At 68.1% G+C, this 17,703-nt stretch carries 9 protein-coding genes; 4 read left to right on the top strand and 5 right to left on the bottom strand.

From position 1 onward, the window contains the following. Positions 1-56 precede the first annotated feature (56 nt). A complete protein-coding gene (pks13, locus tag ACIG5A_RS43890; RefSeq protein ID WP_397251682.1) occupies positions 57-5,354 on the top strand; it encodes a polyketide synthase Pks13 in 5,298 nt (1,765 codons plus the stop codon). A 76-nt stretch (positions 5,355-5,430) separates the two neighbouring features. Beyond that, positions 5,431-6,975, top strand: a complete 1,545-nt coding sequence (locus ACIG5A_RS43885; protein ID WP_397251680.1) for an acyl-CoA carboxylase subunit beta — start codon at positions 5,431-5,433, stop codon at positions 6,973-6,975. Positions 6,976-7,172: 197 nt separating this feature from the next. Here ACIG5A_RS43885 and ACIG5A_RS43880 read toward each other — a convergent pair whose 3' ends face one another. Both ACIG5A_RS43880 and ACIG5A_RS43875 read right to left on the bottom strand, forming a co-directional pair. Continuing rightward, positions 7,173-7,673, bottom strand: coding sequence for a peptidylprolyl isomerase (locus tag ACIG5A_RS43880; RefSeq protein ID WP_397251678.1), 501 nt, complete (start codon positions 7,671-7,673; stop codon positions 7,173-7,175). A gap of 31 nt (positions 7,674-7,704) precedes the next feature. Next, the gene (locus ACIG5A_RS43875; RefSeq protein ID WP_397251676.1) at positions 7,705-7,908 is read right to left on the bottom strand and encodes a hypothetical protein; all 204 of its coding nucleotides are present in this window, start codon (positions 7,906-7,908) and stop codon (positions 7,705-7,707) included. A gap of 20 nt (positions 7,909-7,928) precedes the next feature. Between ACIG5A_RS43875 and ACIG5A_RS43870 the strand changes: the two genes are divergently transcribed. After that, positions 7,929-11,489: an arabinosyltransferase domain-containing protein gene (locus ACIG5A_RS43870; protein ID WP_397251674.1), complete on the top strand. Its 3,561-nt coding sequence runs from the start codon at positions 7,929-7,931 to the stop codon at positions 11,487-11,489. Positions 11,490-11,965: 476 nt separating this feature from the next. On the opposite strand, the gene ACIG5A_RS43865 is transcribed toward ACIG5A_RS43870, so the two are convergent. Further along, positions 11,966-12,127 carry a hypothetical protein gene (locus tag ACIG5A_RS43865; RefSeq protein WP_397251672.1) on the bottom strand — a complete coding sequence of 54 codons (162 nt, stop codon included), beginning with the start codon at positions 12,125-12,127 and terminating at the stop codon, positions 11,966-11,968. A 231-nt stretch (positions 12,128-12,358) separates the two neighbouring features. Next, positions 12,359-12,754 (bottom strand): winged helix-turn-helix transcriptional regulator, encoded by a 396-nt coding sequence (locus ACIG5A_RS43860; RefSeq protein WP_397251667.1) that lies wholly within the window; start codon positions 12,752-12,754, stop codon positions 12,359-12,361. 100 nt (positions 12,755-12,854) lie between these two features. Between ACIG5A_RS43860 and ACIG5A_RS43855 the strand changes: the two genes are divergently transcribed. Continuing rightward, positions 12,855-13,889 carry an NADP-dependent oxidoreductase gene (locus ACIG5A_RS43855; protein ID WP_397251663.1) on the top strand — a complete coding sequence of 345 codons (1,035 nt, stop codon included), beginning with the start codon at positions 12,855-12,857 and terminating at the stop codon, positions 13,887-13,889. A gap of 406 nt (positions 13,890-14,295) precedes the next feature. Here the strand turns inward: ACIG5A_RS43855 and ACIG5A_RS43850 are convergent, their stop codons facing one another. Next, positions 14,296-17,700 (bottom strand): arabinosyltransferase domain-containing protein, encoded by a 3,405-nt coding sequence (locus ACIG5A_RS43850; protein ID WP_397251661.1) that lies wholly within the window; start codon positions 17,698-17,700, stop codon positions 14,296-14,298. Between the last annotated feature and the right edge of the window lie 3 nt (positions 17,701-17,703).

Here is a 17,703-nt window from a genome sequence, read left to right as displayed (position 1 = left end):
CGCCGAGCGTCAGTTCCGCGGCGCGCCCGGTACGCAGACAGGTAGCTTGAGGATTGATGGCTGACAACGAGGGCACGCCCCAGACCACCGAGATCGTTCCCGCCGCCGCGGATGCCGCTGTGAGTGCGCAGCCGTCCGACGCCGGCGCGCTCGCCGAGTTCATGGTCGGCAACGACGCGCTGAAAACCGGTGCGACCACTGATATATCGGTGGCCGAACTGCGAGAGTGGCTGCGCAACTGGGTCGCCGACGCGACAGGTCAGTCGGTCGACAAGATCACCGTCGACCGGCCGATGGAGGAATTCGGCCTGGCCTCGCGCGATCTGCTCGCGCTCGGCGGCGATATCGAGGACGTCACCGGTGTCGTGCTGACGGCGACCGTCGCCTACCAGCACCCGACCATCGCGGCGCTGGCCGAGCGGATCATCAACGGTGAGCCCGAGGTGCCGGAGGAGTCCGCGGACGACGCCTTCTACGCGGGCTACGTCCCGGGCGAGGCGCACGATATCGCGATCGTCGGCATGTCGACCAGGCTGCCCGGTGCGGGCGATACCCCCGAATCCACCTGGGAATTCCTGATCAACCGCGGTGACGGTATCCGCGAGCGGCCGGAGGGCCGGTGGGCGGAGTTCCTCGGCGAGCCCGAGGTGGCGAAGGCCGTTGCCGAGGGCAACACCCTCGGCGGCTATCTGGACCAGGACGTGGTCAAGGGCTTCGACGCGGAGTTCTTCGCGATGTCGCCGATCGAGGTCGAGCGGGTCGATCCGCAGCAGCGCCTGATGATGGAGCTGACCTGGGAAGCGTTGGAGCACGCCAGGATTCCGGCGAGCGAGCTCAAGGGGCAGGCCGTCGGCATGTTCGTCGGCTCGTCCACCAGCGACTTCATGCTGGTCTCCGCGCTCGGACTCGGCGAGGGTCCCGACCCGAATGTTCCGGCCTCGGCCAGGGCCTACGGGATCATGGGTAGTTCGAACGGCATCATCGCCAACCGTATCTCCTACTTCTTCGACTTCCGCGGCCCGTCGGTCACCGTCGACACCGCGTGCTCGTCCACGATGGTCGCGGTGCATCAGGCCGTGCGCGCGCTGCGCGAGGGCGATGCCGATCTGGCGCTGGCCGGCGGCGTGAACATGATGCTCGCCCCGATGGTCACCCTCGGTTTCGATCAGGGTGGCGGCGTCGCCAAGAACGGCAGGATCAAGGCGTTCTCCGCGGACGCCGACGGCATGGTGCGCTCCGAGGGCGCCGGTCTCGTCGTGCTCAAGCGCCTCGCCGACGCCGAGCGCGACGGTGACCGAATCCTGGCCGTGGTCAAGGGTTCCGCGGTCAACAACGACGGCAGGTCCAACGGCCTGCTCGCGCCGAATCCGGACGCGCAGGCCGATGTGCTGCGCCGCGCCTACCGTGACGCGGGCATCAAGCCATCGAGCGTCGACTACATCGAGGCGCACGGCACCGGTACCCCGATCGGCGATCCGATCGAGGCCGACGCGCTGGCCAGGGTCGTCGGCCGCGGCCGCGACGAGGACAAGCCCGCGCTGCTCGGTTCGGCGAAGACCAACTTCGGCCACCTGGAATCCGGTGCGGGCGCGGCCAGCCTGGCCAAGGTGGTGATGGCGTTCCAGCACGGCGTCATCCCGCCGAATATCAACTTCACCCTGCCGAGCCCGTACATCCCGTTCGAGCAGGCGCATCTGAAGGTCGTCGAGCAGGCGACCGAGTTCCCGCGCTACAGCGGCACCGCGACCGTCGGCATCTCCGGCTTCGGCTTCGGCGGTACCAACGCGCACGTGGTGCTGCAGGAGTACGTGCCGACCCCGGTCGAGGCCGTTGCGCCCGCGCCGGCCGATGCCGACGCCGATGCCGATGACGTCGAGACGACCGATGTCGTGGCGGAGGCGGAAGCCGTTGTCGCCGAGGCGGATACCGCCGAGCAGGCCGAGTGGACCGCCGAGCGGGCCGAGCCGCTGCCGGTGATCATCGCGGTCTCGGGCTACCTGCCCTCGCGCCGCCGCAGGGCCGCCACCGAACTGGCCGACTGGCTGGAGTCCGAGGCGGGCCGCGACGTACCGCTCGCCGATGTGGCGCGGTCGCTGGCCAAGCGCAGCCACTGGCGCTCGCGCGGTGTGGTCGTCGCCAAGACGCACGAGGAAGCGGTCGCCGGTCTGCGCGCGATCGCCGCGGGTAAGCCGGGCACCGGTGTCTTCACCGCGGACGCTCCGGCCGCGGTGGGCCCGGTCTGGGTGCTCTCCGGTTTCGGTGCGCAACACCGCAAGATGGGCAAGCAGCTCTACCTGGAGAACTCGATCTTCGCGAAGGTCGTCGATCAGGTCGACGAGCTGGTGCAGGACGAGGCGGGCTACTCGATCAGGGACATGTTCCTCGACGACGCCCAGGACTACGACGTCGGCACCTCCCAGGTCGGCAACTTCACCATCCAGATCGGCCTGGCCGCGCTGCTGCGCGCGCACGGTGCCGAACCGGACGCGGTGGTCGGGCATTCGGTCGGCGAGGTCGCCGGTGCCTACATCGCGGGCGCGCTGCCGCTCGAGGACGCGGTCCGGGTGATCTGCGCACGCTCGCGCCTGATGGGCGAGGGCGAGGCCATGATCACCGACGACGATGTGCGCAATATGGCGCTCGTCGAACTCGGCGCCGAGGATGTCGCGGCAATGCTCGTCGACTACCCCGACGTGGAGTGCGCCGTGTACGCCGCGCCGACCAATACGGTCATCGGCGGCCCGCAGGAGCAGGTCGCGGCGATCGTGGCGAAGGTCGAGGCGGCGGGCAAATTCGCCCGCGTGCTGCCGACCCGCGGCGCGGGCCACACCTCGCAGATGGATCCGCTGCTCGGCGAGCTCGCCGCGGAACTGGCCGGCCTCGAACCGACCAAGCTGAAGGTCGGCCTGTACTCGACGGTGAACAAGGAAGAGTTCTACCGCCCCGGCGACGGCCCGATCCACACCGAGGACTACTGGGTCAAGAACATGCGCCACGCCGTGTACTTCACCAATGCGGTGAAGCAGGCGGTGAACGCCGGACACACCACCTTCCTGGAACTTTCGGCGAATTCCGTCGCGCTGATGCAGGTGCTCGGCACCACCTTCGCGGCCGGACTGCACGACGCGCAGCTGATTCCGACGCTCAAGCGCAAGGAAGACGAGGCGGGCGGCGTCATCGGTGCGCTGGCCCAGCTGTACGTGCACGGGCACAAGGTCGACCTGCCCTCGCTGTCCGGTCCGGGCGAGTACGCCGATATTCCGCGAACCACGTTCCTGCGCAAGGAGTTCTGGCCGAAGGTCAGCCTGTCCGCCGGTACCGGCAGCGGCCGGGTGCCCGGCGCGCACGTCGCGCTGCCGGACGGGCGGCACGTGTGGGAGGTGCAGGCCTCGGCCGTCACCGATCTGACCGCGCTGGTGAATTCCGCTGCGGCACAGGTGCTCAGTGACGTTTCGGTGGGCGCGTCGATTCCGCACGCCGGTATTCCGGCCGTCGGCACGCTGACCACCACGCTGACCCAGCATCCCGGTGGCGCCTCGGTGCAGGTGCACGCCAAGGAGGGCGATGCCTTCCGGCTGATCTTCGACGCCGTCGTCGTCTCCGGTGCGCCGCTGCCGACACCCGTCGCTGCCGAGGCGGTCCCGGCCGCCGCGGCGGAGGGCACCGCGACCGCCGAGGTCGCGGTCGTCGAATCCTTCGGTGACCGTTGGGATCCGAACGGCACGCAGACGCTCGAGGATCGGCTCGGGCTGATCGTCGCCGAGTCCATGGGCTACGCGGTAGAGGATCTGCCGATGGAGATCCCGCTGATGGAGCTCGGCCTCGACTCGCTGATGGCCATGCGGATCAAGAACCGGGTCGAGTACGAATTCGATATCCCGCAGCTGCAGATCCAGGCGGTGCGCGACGCGAACCTGAACGAGGTCGCCAAGGTACTGCACTACGCCGTCGAGCATCGCGAGGAGATGCAGGCGATGGCGGACAAGCAGGCCTCGGGCGAGGCGGGCGAGCTCGGCGCCGATGGGGACTTCGTCACCGCCGCGCGTGCGGCGCTCGCGGCCGGGCAGGATCCGGCTGCCGCGGTGCAGGAAGCCGCGGGGGGCTCGACGGAAACCGTTGCGGCCGAAGCTGATCCGGTTGCGGAGGGGCAAGCTGCGGCCGTGCCGGTTACCGCTGCGCCGAAGTCTGTTGCCGCCGAGGTTGTTCCGCGGGCCAAGCCAGCGGCTGCACCCGCTACGCCCGCCTTCGGCGGCCAGTCGTCGGACAGCGAAGAAAATGTGCCGCCGCGCGACGCCGCCGAGCGACTGACCTTCGCCAGCTGGGCGGTCGTCACCGGAAAGTCGGCGGGCGGCATCTTCGACAACCTGCCGATCCTCGAGGAGGAGGTCGCCGAGAAGCTGGCGGCGCGCCTCACCGAGCGCGTCGGCGCGGAAATCACCGTCGAGGATGTCCTCGATTCGGAGACCATCGAAGAGCTCGCCGAGATCGTGCGCAATCAGCAGGACAGCAGCGCCGAGATCGACGGTTTCGTCCGGCCGCTGCGTGTTCGCCCCGAAGGCTCTACCGCCACACCCGTTTTCGTCTTCCATCCGGCAGGCGGCAACACCCTGGTGTACGAGCCGCTGCTGAAGCGGTTGCCCGCCGATACCCCGATGTACGGCATCGAGCGCGTCGAGGGCTCCATCGAGGAGCGTGCTCGCCAGTACCTGCCCGAGCTGCGCAAGATCCAGGGTGACGGCCCGTACGTGCTGTACGGCTGGTCGCTGGGCGCGGTGCTCGCGCTGCAGGTCGGGCAGCTGTTGCGGGCCGAGGGTGCCGACGTCCGGATGGTCGGGCTGATCGACCTGGCCAGAACGGTCGAGGACGAGGACAACAGCCCCGAGGAGCGCATCCGGCGCATCGAGCGCTACCAGGCCTTCGCCAAGAAGACCTACGGTGTCCAGGGTGAGTTGGATCGTGAGCAGTTGGAGACGTTGGCCGCGGCCGACGACGCGGAGCAGTTCAAGATGATCGGTGATCTGATCAAGATGAGCGGCGCGAAGATTCCGGGCGGTGTGCTCGAGCATCAGCGCACCTCGTGGATCGAGAACCGGGCGCTGCAGCAGGTCAAGCCGAGCCGCTACGAGGGTGGCGTCGTGCTCTATCTCGCCGACCGCTACCACGACGGCGCGATCGAACTGGAACCGCGCTTCGCCGACCGGCGGCCCGACGGCGGCTGGGACGAGTTCATTCCGAACTTGGAGATCGTCCACATCCCGGGTGACCATTTGCAGATCATCGACGAGCCGCGCATCGGCAAGATCGGCGCAGACCTGACCGCCAAGTTGGCGGAGATCGAGGCGAAAGGGGCCTAGTGAGGGAGCGCAGCGAGCGACCCATCCGCACAGCACCCTTGGGTGCAGTGGTGCCTAGCGCAAGCGAGGTATCGCTGTGACTACGACCGCCGACAAACTCGCCGACCTGCGCCAGCGACTACAGCTGGCACAGGAACCGGCGGGGGAGGCGGGGGTGGCCAAGCGGGCCAAGAAGGGTATTCCCAGCGCTCGCGACCGGATCAACATGCTGTTGGATCCGGGCTCCTTCGTCGAAATCGGCGCCCTGGTGCGCAAACCCGGTGACGCGGCCGCGCTCTACGGCGACGGTGTCGTCACCGGGCATGGCCTCGTGGAGGGCAGGCCGGTGGCCGTGTTCTCGCACGATCAGACCGTGTACGGCGGGTCGGTCGGTGAGATGTTCGGCCGCAAGGTCGCCTACATCATGGAGTACGCGGCGCGCGTCGGCTGCCCGGTGGTCGGCATCAACGATTCCGGCGGCGCCCGCGTGCAGGAGGCGGTGACCTCGCTCGCCTGGTACGCCGAACTCGGCCGTCGCCAGGAGCCGCTATCCGGTCTGGTGCCGCAGATTTCGATGATCCTCGGCAAGTGCGCCGGTGGCGCGGTGTACGCCCCGATCAACACCGATGTGGTGGTGGCGACCGAAGAGGCGTACATGTTCGTGACGGGCCCCAAGGTGATTCGCGAGGTCACCGGCGAGGACGTCAGCCTCGAGGAGCTCGGCGGCGCGCAGAGCCAGGCGGAGTACGGCAACATCCACCACGTCGCCAAGGACGAGCAGGCCGCCTTCGAATGGGTCCGCGCCTACCTCGGCTTCCTGCCGACCAGCTGCCAGGAGTTACCGCCGATCGTGAATCCCGGCCTGGAGCCGGGCATCACCGAATCCGATCTGGAACTGAATTCGCTTGTCCCCGATGCGGACAACGCGGGCTACGACATGCACGACATCCTGTTGCGCATCTTCGACGACGGCGATTTCCACGAGGTGGGTGCGTCGGCGGGGCGCAATATCATCACCGGGTTCGCCAGGGTGGACGGCCGCAGCGTCGGCGTGGTCGCCAATCAGCCGATGGTCTACGCGGGCGCGCTCGACGCCAGGGCATCGGACAAGGCGGCGCATTTCGTGCGGCTCTGCGACGCGTTCGAGGTCCCGCTGGTGTTCGTGGTCGACACACCGGGCTTCCTACCCGGGGTGGAACAGGAGAAGATCGGCGTCATCAAGCGCGGTGGCCGGTTCCTGTTCTCGTTCGTCGAGGCCACCGTGCCGAAAGTGACCGTGGTGATCCGCAAGTCGTACGGCGGCGGCTACGCGGTGATGGGTTCCAAACAGCTCGGGGCCGACGTGAACCTGGCCTGGCCCACCGCGCGGATCGCGGTGATGGGCGCCGAGAGCGCGGTCAGCCTGATCGGCGGCAAGCAGCTCGAGGCGGCGCCGGAGGAACAGCGAGCCGCCATGCGCCAGCAGATGATCGACTTCTACAACGCCACCATGGCGACGCCGTGGGTGGCGGCCGAGCGCGGCTATATCGACGCGGTCATCGAGCCGTCGACCACCCGCCTCGAATTGCGCCGAGCCCTACAGCTGTTGCGCGACAAGAAACTCGCCCGCAATCCGCGCAAACACCACCTGCTCCCGCTGTAGACCCCCGATGCTCGATCGGGCCGCACCCCAAGGGGCGCGGCCCGATTCGTGTATTTGCGCGAAGATTCAAGCGACTCGTGCCTCGCACGGAGCGAGTCTTACGAGCGACGTTCGCGGCCGTCTCGCGTCCGAGTGGCCGAAGCGCATGCGCCGAAGGCGCGAGTCTCGGCCGCTCGGATGCGAGACACCAGGCGCCGCTAGTCAGACAGAGCGGCGGATTCGATGATCACCGCGTCGTTCGGCACGTCGCCGTGGCCGTTCTTGTTGCCGGTGGAGACGCCCTCGATCTTGTCGACCACTTCCTGGCCCTCGACGACCTTGCCGAAGACCGCGTAGCCCCAGCCCTGCGGGCTGGGCGCGGAGTGGTTGAGGAAGCCGTTGTCGCTGACGTTGATGAAGAACTGCGCGGTGGCCGAGTGCGGATCGTTGGTGCGCGCCATCGCGACGGTGTACTTGTCGTTCTTCAGGCCGTTGTTGGCCTCGTTCTGGATCGGCGCCTGGGTGGACTTCTGCTTCATGTCCGAGCTGAAACCGCCGCCCTGGATCATGAAGCCCGGGATGACGCGGTGGAAGATGGTGCCGCTGTAGTGGCCCGCGTTCACGTAATCCACGAAGTTCTGCACGGTGTTCGGTGCCTTCGCGTCGTCCAGTTCCAGAACGATCTTTCCGAAGTTGGTCTCGAGATTCACCTTGGTCATACCCCTACCTTTCCATTGCCCCGGTTACCGGTCAGCAGTTCGGGTCGAGTTGGTGTCTCGTGACGAAATCCGCGCGCGGTACCGCGCAATGCGCCGTGACACCGTCCGCAGCGTGGCCGATACCGCCGTGTCCGCTGGTCATGCCGTATTTCGGGGTCGCCGAGAGGCCGGGCTGATCTTGCTTTTTCGGCGACGCGAGAGCGAACACGCCGCGCCGCAGGCGCGGCAAATCCATCACAGCTAGCATTGCCAATCGTGCCCGACGCCGCTACTGCTGTTCTGACGAAGCCGGCCGCCGCCCCCGCGGCCGCTCCTCGCGATTTCCGGACCGCGCGACTCATCGCGTTGATCACCGGAATCCTGGGGGCGCTGTTCGCGCTGGCGACACCGTTCCTGCCGGTGACGCAGACGACGGCCGCGCTGAACTGGCCGCAGGGCGGCACGCTCGGCAATGTGCAGGCGCCGCTGGTGTCGCAGGTGCCGATCGATCTGACGGCGACCATTCCGTGCTCGGCGGTGGACCGGCTGCCCGCCTACGGCGGATTCCTGCTGGCGACCGCGCCCGCGCAGGGCGATCGCGCCGGTCTCGAGGCGATGTTCGTTCTGGTGACCGATACCTCGGTGGAGGTGCGCGACCGCAATGCGGTGGTGGTGTCTGCCGATCGCGCGGACATGGGGCAGTGTTCGTCGATCAAGATCACCTCCGATAGCAACGAGACCTACGCGACGTTCGAGGGGCTGACCAAGACGGTCGAGCGGCCGGTGGCGGGCGGCGCGCCGGGGCAGACCGAGACGGCGGTCGTGCCGGTCGACGGCCGGCTGATCGGTGATCTGCGCCCGCAGGTGGTCGGCGTGTTCTCCGATCTGCAGGGCGCGGTGCCCGCCGGGCTGTCGTTCCACATGAACGTCGACACCCGCTTCTCCTCCAGCCCGACCTGGATCAAGCTGACCGCCATGATCGCGGCCGTACTGCTCACGCTGGTCGCGCTCGGCGCGCTGGCCAAGCTCGACAGCGGCGACGGCCGCGGGCATCGGCGCGTGCTGCCCGCGAACTGGCTGAAGCCGACCTGGACCGACGGCGCGGTGGTCGGCACGCTGCTGCTGTGGCATTTCGTGGGCGCCAACACCTCCGACGACGGCTACATCATGACCATGGTGCGCGTCGCACCGCACGCGGGTTACATGGCCAACTACTTCCGCTGGTACGGCGTGCCCGAGGCGCCGTTCGGCTGGTACTACTACGTCATCCAGACCTTCGCGGAGATCTCCACCGCGAGCCCGTGGGTGCGCCTGCCCGCGCTGTTCTGCGCCATCCTCTGCTGGATGGTGATCAGCCGCGAGGTGGTGCCCCGCCTCGGGCGCGGCGTGCGCAACAGCAAGGTGGCGCTGTGGACCGGCGGCCTGGTGTTCCTCGCCTTCTGGCTGCCCTATGACAACGGCCTGCGCTCGGAACCGATCGTCGCGCTCGGCGCGCTGCTGACCTGGGTCTCGATCGAGCGGGCCATCGCCACCGGGCGGCTGCTGCCCGCCGGTGTCGCGGTGCTGGTCGCGGCGTTCACGCTGGCGGCGGCCCCGACCGGCCTGATGTGTGTGGCCGCGCTGCTCGCCGGTATCCGGCCGATGGTGCAGATCGTGGTGCGCAGGCGCAGGCAGTTCGCCGCGCAGGGCATCGGCAAGTGGGGGGCGACCGCGCCGCTGCTCGCGCCGATCGCGGCGGCGGGCGTGCTGGTGCTGACGGTCGTCTACAGCGATCAGACCTTCGCGGGTATTCAGGAGGCCAACCGGGTGCGTCAGGTCACCGGGCCGAATCTCGCCTGGTACGAGGACTATCTGCGCTACTACTACCTGTTCGTCGAGACCGTCGACGGATCGCTGTCGCGCCGGTTCGCGTTCCTGACCATGCTGCTGTGCCTGTTCACCACCATGCTCGTGCTGTTGCGGCGCAGGCAGGTGCCCGGCATCGCGAGCGGTCCGACCTGGCGGCTGATGGGCGTCGTCTTCGGCACCATCTTCTTCATGATGTTCAACCCGACGAAGTGGACCCACCACTTCGGCGCGTACGCGGGCATCGCGGGCTCGCTGGCGGCGGTCACCGCGGTGGCGGTCTCGGCATCGGCGTTGCGCGCCAGGAAGAATCGCGCGATCTTCCTGGCCGGGCTGTTGTTCGTGCTCGCGGTCGCGTTCTCCGGGATCAACGGGTACTGGTACGTATCGAGCTTCGGGGTGCCGTGGTTCGACAAGCGGATCTCGCTGCACGGCTACCAGTCGAATACATTGATGCTCGTGCTGTTCGGCGCGGCGCTGGCGCTGGTCGCCTGGCATGCACTGCGCGAGGGGTACGTCAAGCAGCCGATGGGCGCGAATACTCAGCGCGAGAAGCTGATTCGGCAGATTACCGCCGGTGTGTTCGTCTTGCTGATGGCCGGTGCGGCCGCGTTCGGCGCGCGGATGCTGATGCGGCGCGACGCCTACGCCGTGCTGGTCGTCTTCCTCGTCGTCGTGCTCGCGGCGACCGTGCTCGTCGTCTGGTATCTGCTGCACGACGGTCCATCGATGGCCGAGCGGCGCAAGCGGATTCGGCAGTTCGCCGCGATTCCGCTGACCGTCGTCGCCGCGCTGATGGTGGCGATCGAGGTGTTCTCGCTCGTCAAGGGCGCGGTCGCGCAGTACCCGGCCTACTCGCTGGCGCGCTCGAACTTCGATGCGCTGCGCGGTAATTCGTGCGGGCTCGCCAACGACGTGCTGGTGGAACCGGATGTGAGCAAGGGCAACGGCATGCTCACGCCGATCATCGATCCGGCGAACCCGCCGAAGAACGGCGATCCGCTCGCCGGGGCGAACCCGGTCGGCTTCAGAGCCAACGGTGTTCCCGAGAAGTTGAGCGCGGATTCCATCGAGGTGAAGCCGGGCACCGGCAACACCTCGACCCAATCCGTCGGACCGGTGGGCGCGGACGGGCAGAGCTCGGGCACCGAGGGCGGTTACGGCGCGGTCGGCATCAACGGCAGCAAGGCGGTGCTGCCGTTCGGGCTCGACCCCGCGACCACGCCGGTGATGGGCAGCTACCAGGACGGCGTGCAGCAGCCCGCGAACCTGACCTCCAGCTGGTACCAGCTGGCGCCGCGCGCCGACGACCGTCCGCTGGTGGTCATCACCGCCGCGGGCCGCATCCTGTCGGTGGACGACACCGGTTCGACCAAGTACGGCCAGTCGCTCACCGTCGACTACGGCAAGCGCATGCCCGACGGCAGCGTGCAGAAGCTCGGTACCTACCTGCCGCGCGATATCGGCCCGTTCCCGTCCTGGCGTAACCTGCGCATCCCGCTGAAGGAGATCGACGCCGACGCCGACGCGGTGCGCATCGTCGCCAACGACCCGATCCTGATCGGCGACCAGTGGCTGGCGTTCACCCCGCCGCGGATGCCGAAGCTGGAGTCGCTCAACACCTTCATCGGTTCCGAGCAGCCGGTGCTGCTGGACTGGGCGGTTGGCCTGCAGTTCCCGTGCCAGCACCCGTTCGACCACAAGAACGGCGTCGCCCAGGTGCCGGGCTACCGCATCCTGCCCGATCGTCCCCTGGCCATCAGCTCCACCGACACCTGGCAGGCCGAGGAATTCGGCGGCCCCAACGGCTGGGCCAAGATGCTGGCGAAGTCGGTGACGGTCCCGACCTACCTGAATAACGACTGGGCCCGCGACTGGGGTTCGCTCGAGCGCTTCGACCAGTACTACGCCAACGCCACCCCCGCCAAGCTGGACACCGGCACGGCGGCGCGCTGGGGCTGGTGGAACCCGGGCCGCCTGCGCGTCTTCTAACCTCATCCGCCGAGCGCAGTCGAATGGCCCTGCGACACACCGCAATCAAAGGCCATTCGACTGCGCTCGGCGGGTCTCGACGGCGGGTGCGTTGAGTTGGTTATCAGCGGTAGAGGCCGTGCTCGTAGGGATGCCGGGCTGTCGTGTGGGCGCGCACTCGGTACGGCGGCGCGGGAGCCTTGTTTCGTGATGGGATGGCGCACTGTCGTGTCGGCGCGCACTCGAGATAGCGGCGCGAGTTCGCGTTGCAGCAGGGCTGGATCTCGGCGCGAGGTTGGCCGCACTGCGTTTCGGGGCGGCGGAGGCGCAGTGGACTCGGGAAGCGTATGAGCACGCCGCGTGTGCCGTGTCGGCGCACACTCTGTCGACGTGCGCCGGTACGAGTCGGGCTGGGGAGTGTGCGCACCCTGTGTCCGTCTGGGGGAGACACTGGTTCGCGGGTACCCGGGGTGCGCGGCGGGTACCGGATCGGTGGATCAGACTCCGGTCAGGCGCTGGTGGAGTTCGCGCCGCAACAGTTCCGGTGCCGATTGCCGGTCGAGTACACGCAATACCAGGGGGCGCAGTTCCCGTTGCTCCTCGGCGGTGAGCAGACCGACGAGGTCGCGCAGTTCCATTTCTTCCAATGCCGTCGTCATACTGCATAGATTACGGCCAGAACGCCCATTCGGCAGGAATTCCGATCACGGCTCGCCGAGCCCGGATTGCCTTGTCGCACAACTGTTTCCGCCCGATGTCGAACGTATGTCGAAGTCCGCACAATGGCGCGCTGCCCGCAGCTCCACACAATGCCGACAAAACCGGCGACAGACCGATCGCATTCTCGGCAATACCGCCAGTTTCCCCCGGCTACCGCAAGTTTGCGAGTTCTAACGCGCGTCGTAATGCTCCCGTGCGAGCAGCACATCGTCCATCCGTGCCTCGGCCCATGACTTGATCGCGCACATGACCGGTTGGAGACTGCGGCCTAGGTCGGTGAGTTCGTAGTCGACGCGGACCGGGACTTCGGCGGTGATTGTGCGTTCGATCAGGCCGTCGCGTTCGAGGGTGCGGAGGGTTTGGGTGAGCATTTTCGGGCTGACGCCTGCGATGGTGCGGCTGATTTCGGCGTAGCGGCGCGGGCCGTCGGACAGTGTGGCGATGATCAGGCTGACCCATTTGTCGCTGATCCGGTCCAGTAGTTGGCGTGTCGGGCATTCCGCCACATAGGCGTCGTATCGCTGTTTTTCCTGGTCTCGACGTTGTGCCGCCGTTGTGGTCGCCAATCCGCTCACCTCATCGCTACCAACGCACTCCTGGGTAACTACTACCCAACAGATAGTAGCGCTGCCTAGGTTGGTCGACGTCGAACAGAAAGGAAATCTCATGCGTGCAGTTGTCGTTCGTGAGCCGGGCCCCGACGCCGTGGCGGAGCTCATCGATGTCGAGATTCCGTCGCCGGGCCGAGGTGCGGTCCGCATCAAAGTGGTTGCGGCGACCGTGAATCCGGTCGACCTGATGGTTCGCGGAGGAGTAGGCGGCACACCTTTCGCCGCCGAGCGTGACCAGTGGGGCCTCGGCTGGGATGTCGCGGGCACCATCGACGCGGTAGGCCCCGACGTCACCGACTTCACCATCGGCCAGCCGGTGATCGGCATCAGCGACCGCCTCGACGTCTCGCTTGCCGCCCAGGCCGAATACGTCGTCCTCGAAACCGGAAACGTCGCTCCCGCACCCACTTCCGTCGATCTCGTCGCAGCGGCCACCATCCCACTCAACGGCCTCACCGCACTACAGGCCCTCGCCGCACTCGACCTGAAACCGGGCGAAACACTGCTGATCACCGGCGCCGCCGGTGCCGTCGGCGGTTTCGCGGTGGAACTCGCGGCCGCCCAGGGTATTCGAGTGATCGCCAACGCCGCACCGGCCGACGAGGCCGCGGTTCGTGCCCTGGGTGCCGCCGACTTCATCCCTCGCACCACCGGCTCCTGCGATGCGGTAGGGGAACTGGTTCCCGGAGGGGGCGACGCTGTCTACCCGGCCGACGAGCCTCTGCGCTCCTCGGGGGCCACCGCCCGCACCCTCGACCTCGCCGATGCCGTGCGCGCGTTGATCCCCGGCGGCGTGGATGCGGCTCTCGACGCCGCCGCCCTCGGCCCGCAACCACTCGCCGCCGTCCGCAGCTCCGGCCGGTTCGTGTCGATCAGTGTTCCCAACACTCCAGTTCCGTTGCGCGGCACCACCGTCACCACCGTCCTCGTGCACGCCGACCGTCCCCAACTCGACCACCTCGTGTCTTTGGTCGACGCGGGCAAACTCACCCTCCGTGTCGCGGACACCTACCCGCTGCCCGACTTCGCGACCGCCCACGAGCGCCTCGCCTCCGGCGGCCTCCGCGGCCGTCTAGTCCTGGTGCCCTGACCGGCTCGTGCCCAGGCTTCCGTCATTGCCCAGCCCGTGGTCCACTCAGGACCAGGAGGCCAGTCGTGCGGCTTACGACGTGGCGCCGATCTTGGCGGGAGACGGCTGAGGCGTATGGTGTTGCGTTCCACGAGCCGCGGTCGAGAAGCGCTCGGCATCCGGTGGTTTCCGCGGCTGCCTGGCCCTGAGGCTCAAACCCTTTGCTTTCCCGCATACCGAATCGCATGCGAAACGGTGTGCACATGGGCTCACACCCCTTATCGCAGCTGCACACCCTCTGTACTGGGTGTGCAGCTGCGACAAAGGGTGTGGACCCGTTGGATTCCTCGACGCACCGCCGTGTCCGGGCGCATGCCGAGTGGCGGATCGGCGTGCGCCGGAACCGCGGGAAATCAGGACGTGTCGGTCAGCGGGCGAGGATCTGGGGTTGCTTGGACCAACCGTTGCGGGTGGTGACGGTGACGTCGATCGTGGCGGGGTCGGCGGATGGGGCGTAGGGGGTGAAGCGTTCGAGGGAGCCCCAGTCGCGGTCCCAGTTGTGGTCGAGGTAGGTGGGGATGGTTGCGGACTTCAGGAGCAGGCCGGTCCAGCCGAGCGGGCCGCCGCCGATGTCGTCCTGCCAGGCATTGGAGGCATCGGAGCCGACGCGGTCGGGCAGGATGCGCCACTTCGGCACCTCGGCGACGCCGTCGCGGTGGTCGAACGGGCGCTGGCAGGGGAAGGCGAGGCCGACGTGCCAGTCGAGCAGCACCGGATCCACCTTGCCGACAACGGATTCCAGCGTGGCCAGTTTCGGCAGCCGCGGCGGGGTGAGGGCGAGCCACTGCTTGGGTGTGATGTCCCTGTCGTCGGCGACCAGGCGCACCGCGTTGGTGTTCGGCGGCAGATCGGACAGCGGCACACGGAGATTGCGCCACGACGGCGCCGGACCGATGTCGAGCGGGCGCACCGAGCCGATGCCGGTCACCTCGCCGTCCGCGCCGCGCACACCGTATTCGAGTTTCAGGTCGGCGCCGTACTTTTCGACACCGTCGGCGTCGACCGACTTGATCCGGCCCGCCGCGGTGATGGCGAGCACCCGGTACGCGGGGTCGTCGCGCTTGTCGCTCAGATCGAGCCGGTACCACTGCGACGTGAGCTTGGCTTCCTTCTGCTCGTTCTCCGTATAGCTGCCGAGCACCGGCGTGCGCGCCGGATCGAGACCGAACGGCAGCGCGACGGTGCTGCCGTTGATGCCAGGCTTCGTGCTGCTGCCGCCGCCGGTGCCGGCGCCGGTTGTGTTGGTGGTCTTGTTCTTCGCGCCCGCGTTGACCGAGTTGGCCCCGCCGGTGACCGTCTCGTCGGCGTCGGCGGTGAGGTCCGAGGCGACCCCGTTCGGGGTGAATCCGGTGACCTGCGCGGCCAATCCGTCGGCAGGGGAGCCGGTGTAGGGCAGCAGCAGCGAGTCCGGGGTGTCGGATTCCACCAGCACCTCGTTGGCCAGCGCACACGTATTGCCCGACAGCGACTCGATATTCGACTTGGCGATCGAGTACGCGGGGTACTGGGTGACCGCCGCCTTGGCCAGCGATGCCACCTCGAATACCACGAGCAATGCCGCGGCGATGGTCAGCGGCGCGGAGGCGAATCGATCGAAACGTGTTGTGCTGGTGCGTGTCCGATACGGCTCCCGGTAGTGCTCCCACACCGCCCACAGCAGCGCGAGACCGCTGAGTCCGAGGAACAGCGTCGAGATCCCCTTGCCCGCGACCAGCGGCGCCTTGTCCCACCACGGCACGCCGAAGCTGGACACGTACCACCAGCCGTTGGGTCCGGTGAAGGTCACCGCGAGCAGGAAAAGCACCGCCGCCGCGAACAGCGCCCGGTTGCGCGGCGAGCGAATCACCGCGCTGCCCACCGCGACAGCGGCCAGCGCGGCCAGCGATCCGGCCAGGCCCGCGTAGACGCCGAAGTGGTGGGTCCATTTGGTCGGCGTGAACATCATCAGGAACAGCGAGGCGAACACGATGCCGAGGATGCGCACCGACGGCCCGCGCGAGGTACCCGGAATCCGGCCCTTGCGCAGCACCTGCAGTACGCAGACGAGCAGGCACAGCAGCATCACGAGCACACCGAACCGCCGAGCCAGCGAACCGTCCGGCGAGAGCATCAGCAGCGAATCCCAGCGCGTGCGTTCATCGAACCAGGCCACGTTCGGGCCGACGAGGGTGCGCACCCGCGTCGCCTCCATGACGGTGGCCAGCGTCTGATCGGCGAAAACGACGATGAGCACCAGGGTTCCGGCCGCGAGTCCCGGCGCGAGCAGTGCGGCGTAGTGGAAGAACGCGGCGGCGAACGAGCGCCGTGCCGGTGCGGTTGTGGTGGGCGCCTGTGCTTGCGAAGAGTCCGGGCCACCGGCGGATGTGTCATCGCGGGTAGCCGCTGAACCTCCGGCCCGTGCGGCATCGCGGGCGGCGATCGCATCGGATTCGCTATCGGTTCCGCCGTGTGTGGAGCCCGATGCGTCTCGTGCCCGCTTGACGATGATCTGCAGCACCGGCCGGGAACCGGCGATGAGCGCTGCGACACAGATCAATCCGGTCGGACCTGCCGCCAGGGAGAATCCCGCGATGAGCACGCCGATGGCGGCGGGCAGCAGTCGCCCGGTCGCGATGGCGCGTTCGATCGAGCACCAGGTGAGCAGCGCGCCCGCGGCGATCAGCGGCTCGGGGCGAAGGCCGTTGTCGTAGGGCAGCCAGAAGGCGAGGAACACCAGGCCGGCCGTCCACAGCGCGACCTTGTTGCGCCGTACCCGGGCGCCCAAGCGCGGCAACACCTCCCGGCTGATCACCAGCCAGCACGTCACGCCGGCGGCCAGTGCGGGCAGCCGCATCCACGGGCTGGCGTCGGAGATCTTCGTCATCCACGCCAGCACCTCGTAGGACCAGCCGAACGGCGCCTCGGGGACCGCGAACCAGCGGTAGTAGTTCGCCATATATCCCGAATGTTCCGACGCCCTGGCCATATTCAGGATGTAGCCGTCGTCGGAGGTGTTCGCGCCGATGAAATGCCACAGCACGAGCACGCCGAGCACCGCGCCGTCGGCGATGGTGAACCGCCACCAGTGCGCGGGCAGGAACCGGCGGGCCCGGCGGCCGTCCGCGTTGTCGAGCAGATGCAGTGCGATCAGCGCGATGATGGTGCACACCGCGGCCGCGATCATGGCGGTCAGCTTGAGCGCGCTCGGTGTCGAGGAGAAGCGCGAATCGATCTCGGCGTGCAACCGGGCGCCGGACAGCTGGTTCGCGGGCAGGTCGGTGAACACCCCGACCACCTGTGGCCGGATATCCCGGGTCACGGTGTTGCGGAACGGTGTGCCGTCCTTGCGAACCGCGCCGGCGAATTCGACCGTCGTCGCGGCCGGGGTCGCGTCGATGGTGATCGACCGGCAGCCGTTCTCCGCGAGTTCGGCGACCGGCGCGGACAGCAGCGGCACATCGCGCTGCAGCACCGAGAGCGTCCCGTCGGCGACCGAGACGACCAGCCCCTTGGTGGTCGCCTTGCCTGACGCCACCGGGATCGTCGACAGCACCGTTCCGGTGGTCGTCTGCGCCAGGGCGCATGGCAGCGTCGCGGTCAGCGACAGCGGCACATACGACACCAGTGGCGCCTCGACGCTCGGGCTGCCCGCCTGGGGCCAGTCCAGCGTCGCCTGATCCTGCTTCACCGGCAGCAGCGGGCTCAGCAGCGCCAGCACGAATCCGAGGAGCCCGGAGACGAGGGCGATCAGGCGGTTACGGGTGAACGCTCGAGTTGATCGGTCCGGTCGCACGGG

It is taken from the genome of Nocardia sp. NPDC052566 (assembly GCF_044547285.1).
Taxonomy (GTDB): domain Bacteria; phylum Actinomycetota; class Actinomycetes; order Mycobacteriales; family Mycobacteriaceae; genus Nocardia.
This window is presented reverse-complemented; position numbering and strand designations above follow the sequence as displayed.

Bases quoted from the DNA above. Each gene is read 5' to 3' on its own strand.
- pks13 (WP_397251682.1), top strand. From the start codon at position 57: ATGGCTGACAACGAGGGCACGCCCCAGACCACCGAGATCGTTCCCGCC.
- ACIG5A_RS43880 (WP_397251678.1), bottom strand. From the start codon at position 7,673: ATGACCAAGGTGAATCTCGAGACCAACTTCGGAAAGATCGTTCTGGAA.
- ACIG5A_RS43875 (WP_397251676.1), bottom strand. From the start codon at position 7,908: ATGGATTTGCCGCGCCTGCGGCGCGGCGTGTTCGCTCTCGCGTCGCCG.
- ACIG5A_RS43865 (WP_397251672.1), bottom strand. From the start codon at position 12,127: ATGACGACGGCATTGGAAGAAATGGAACTGCGCGACCTCGTCGGTCTG.
- ACIG5A_RS43855 (WP_397251663.1), top strand. From the start codon at position 12,855: ATGCGTGCAGTTGTCGTTCGTGAGCCGGGCCCCGACGCCGTGGCGGAG.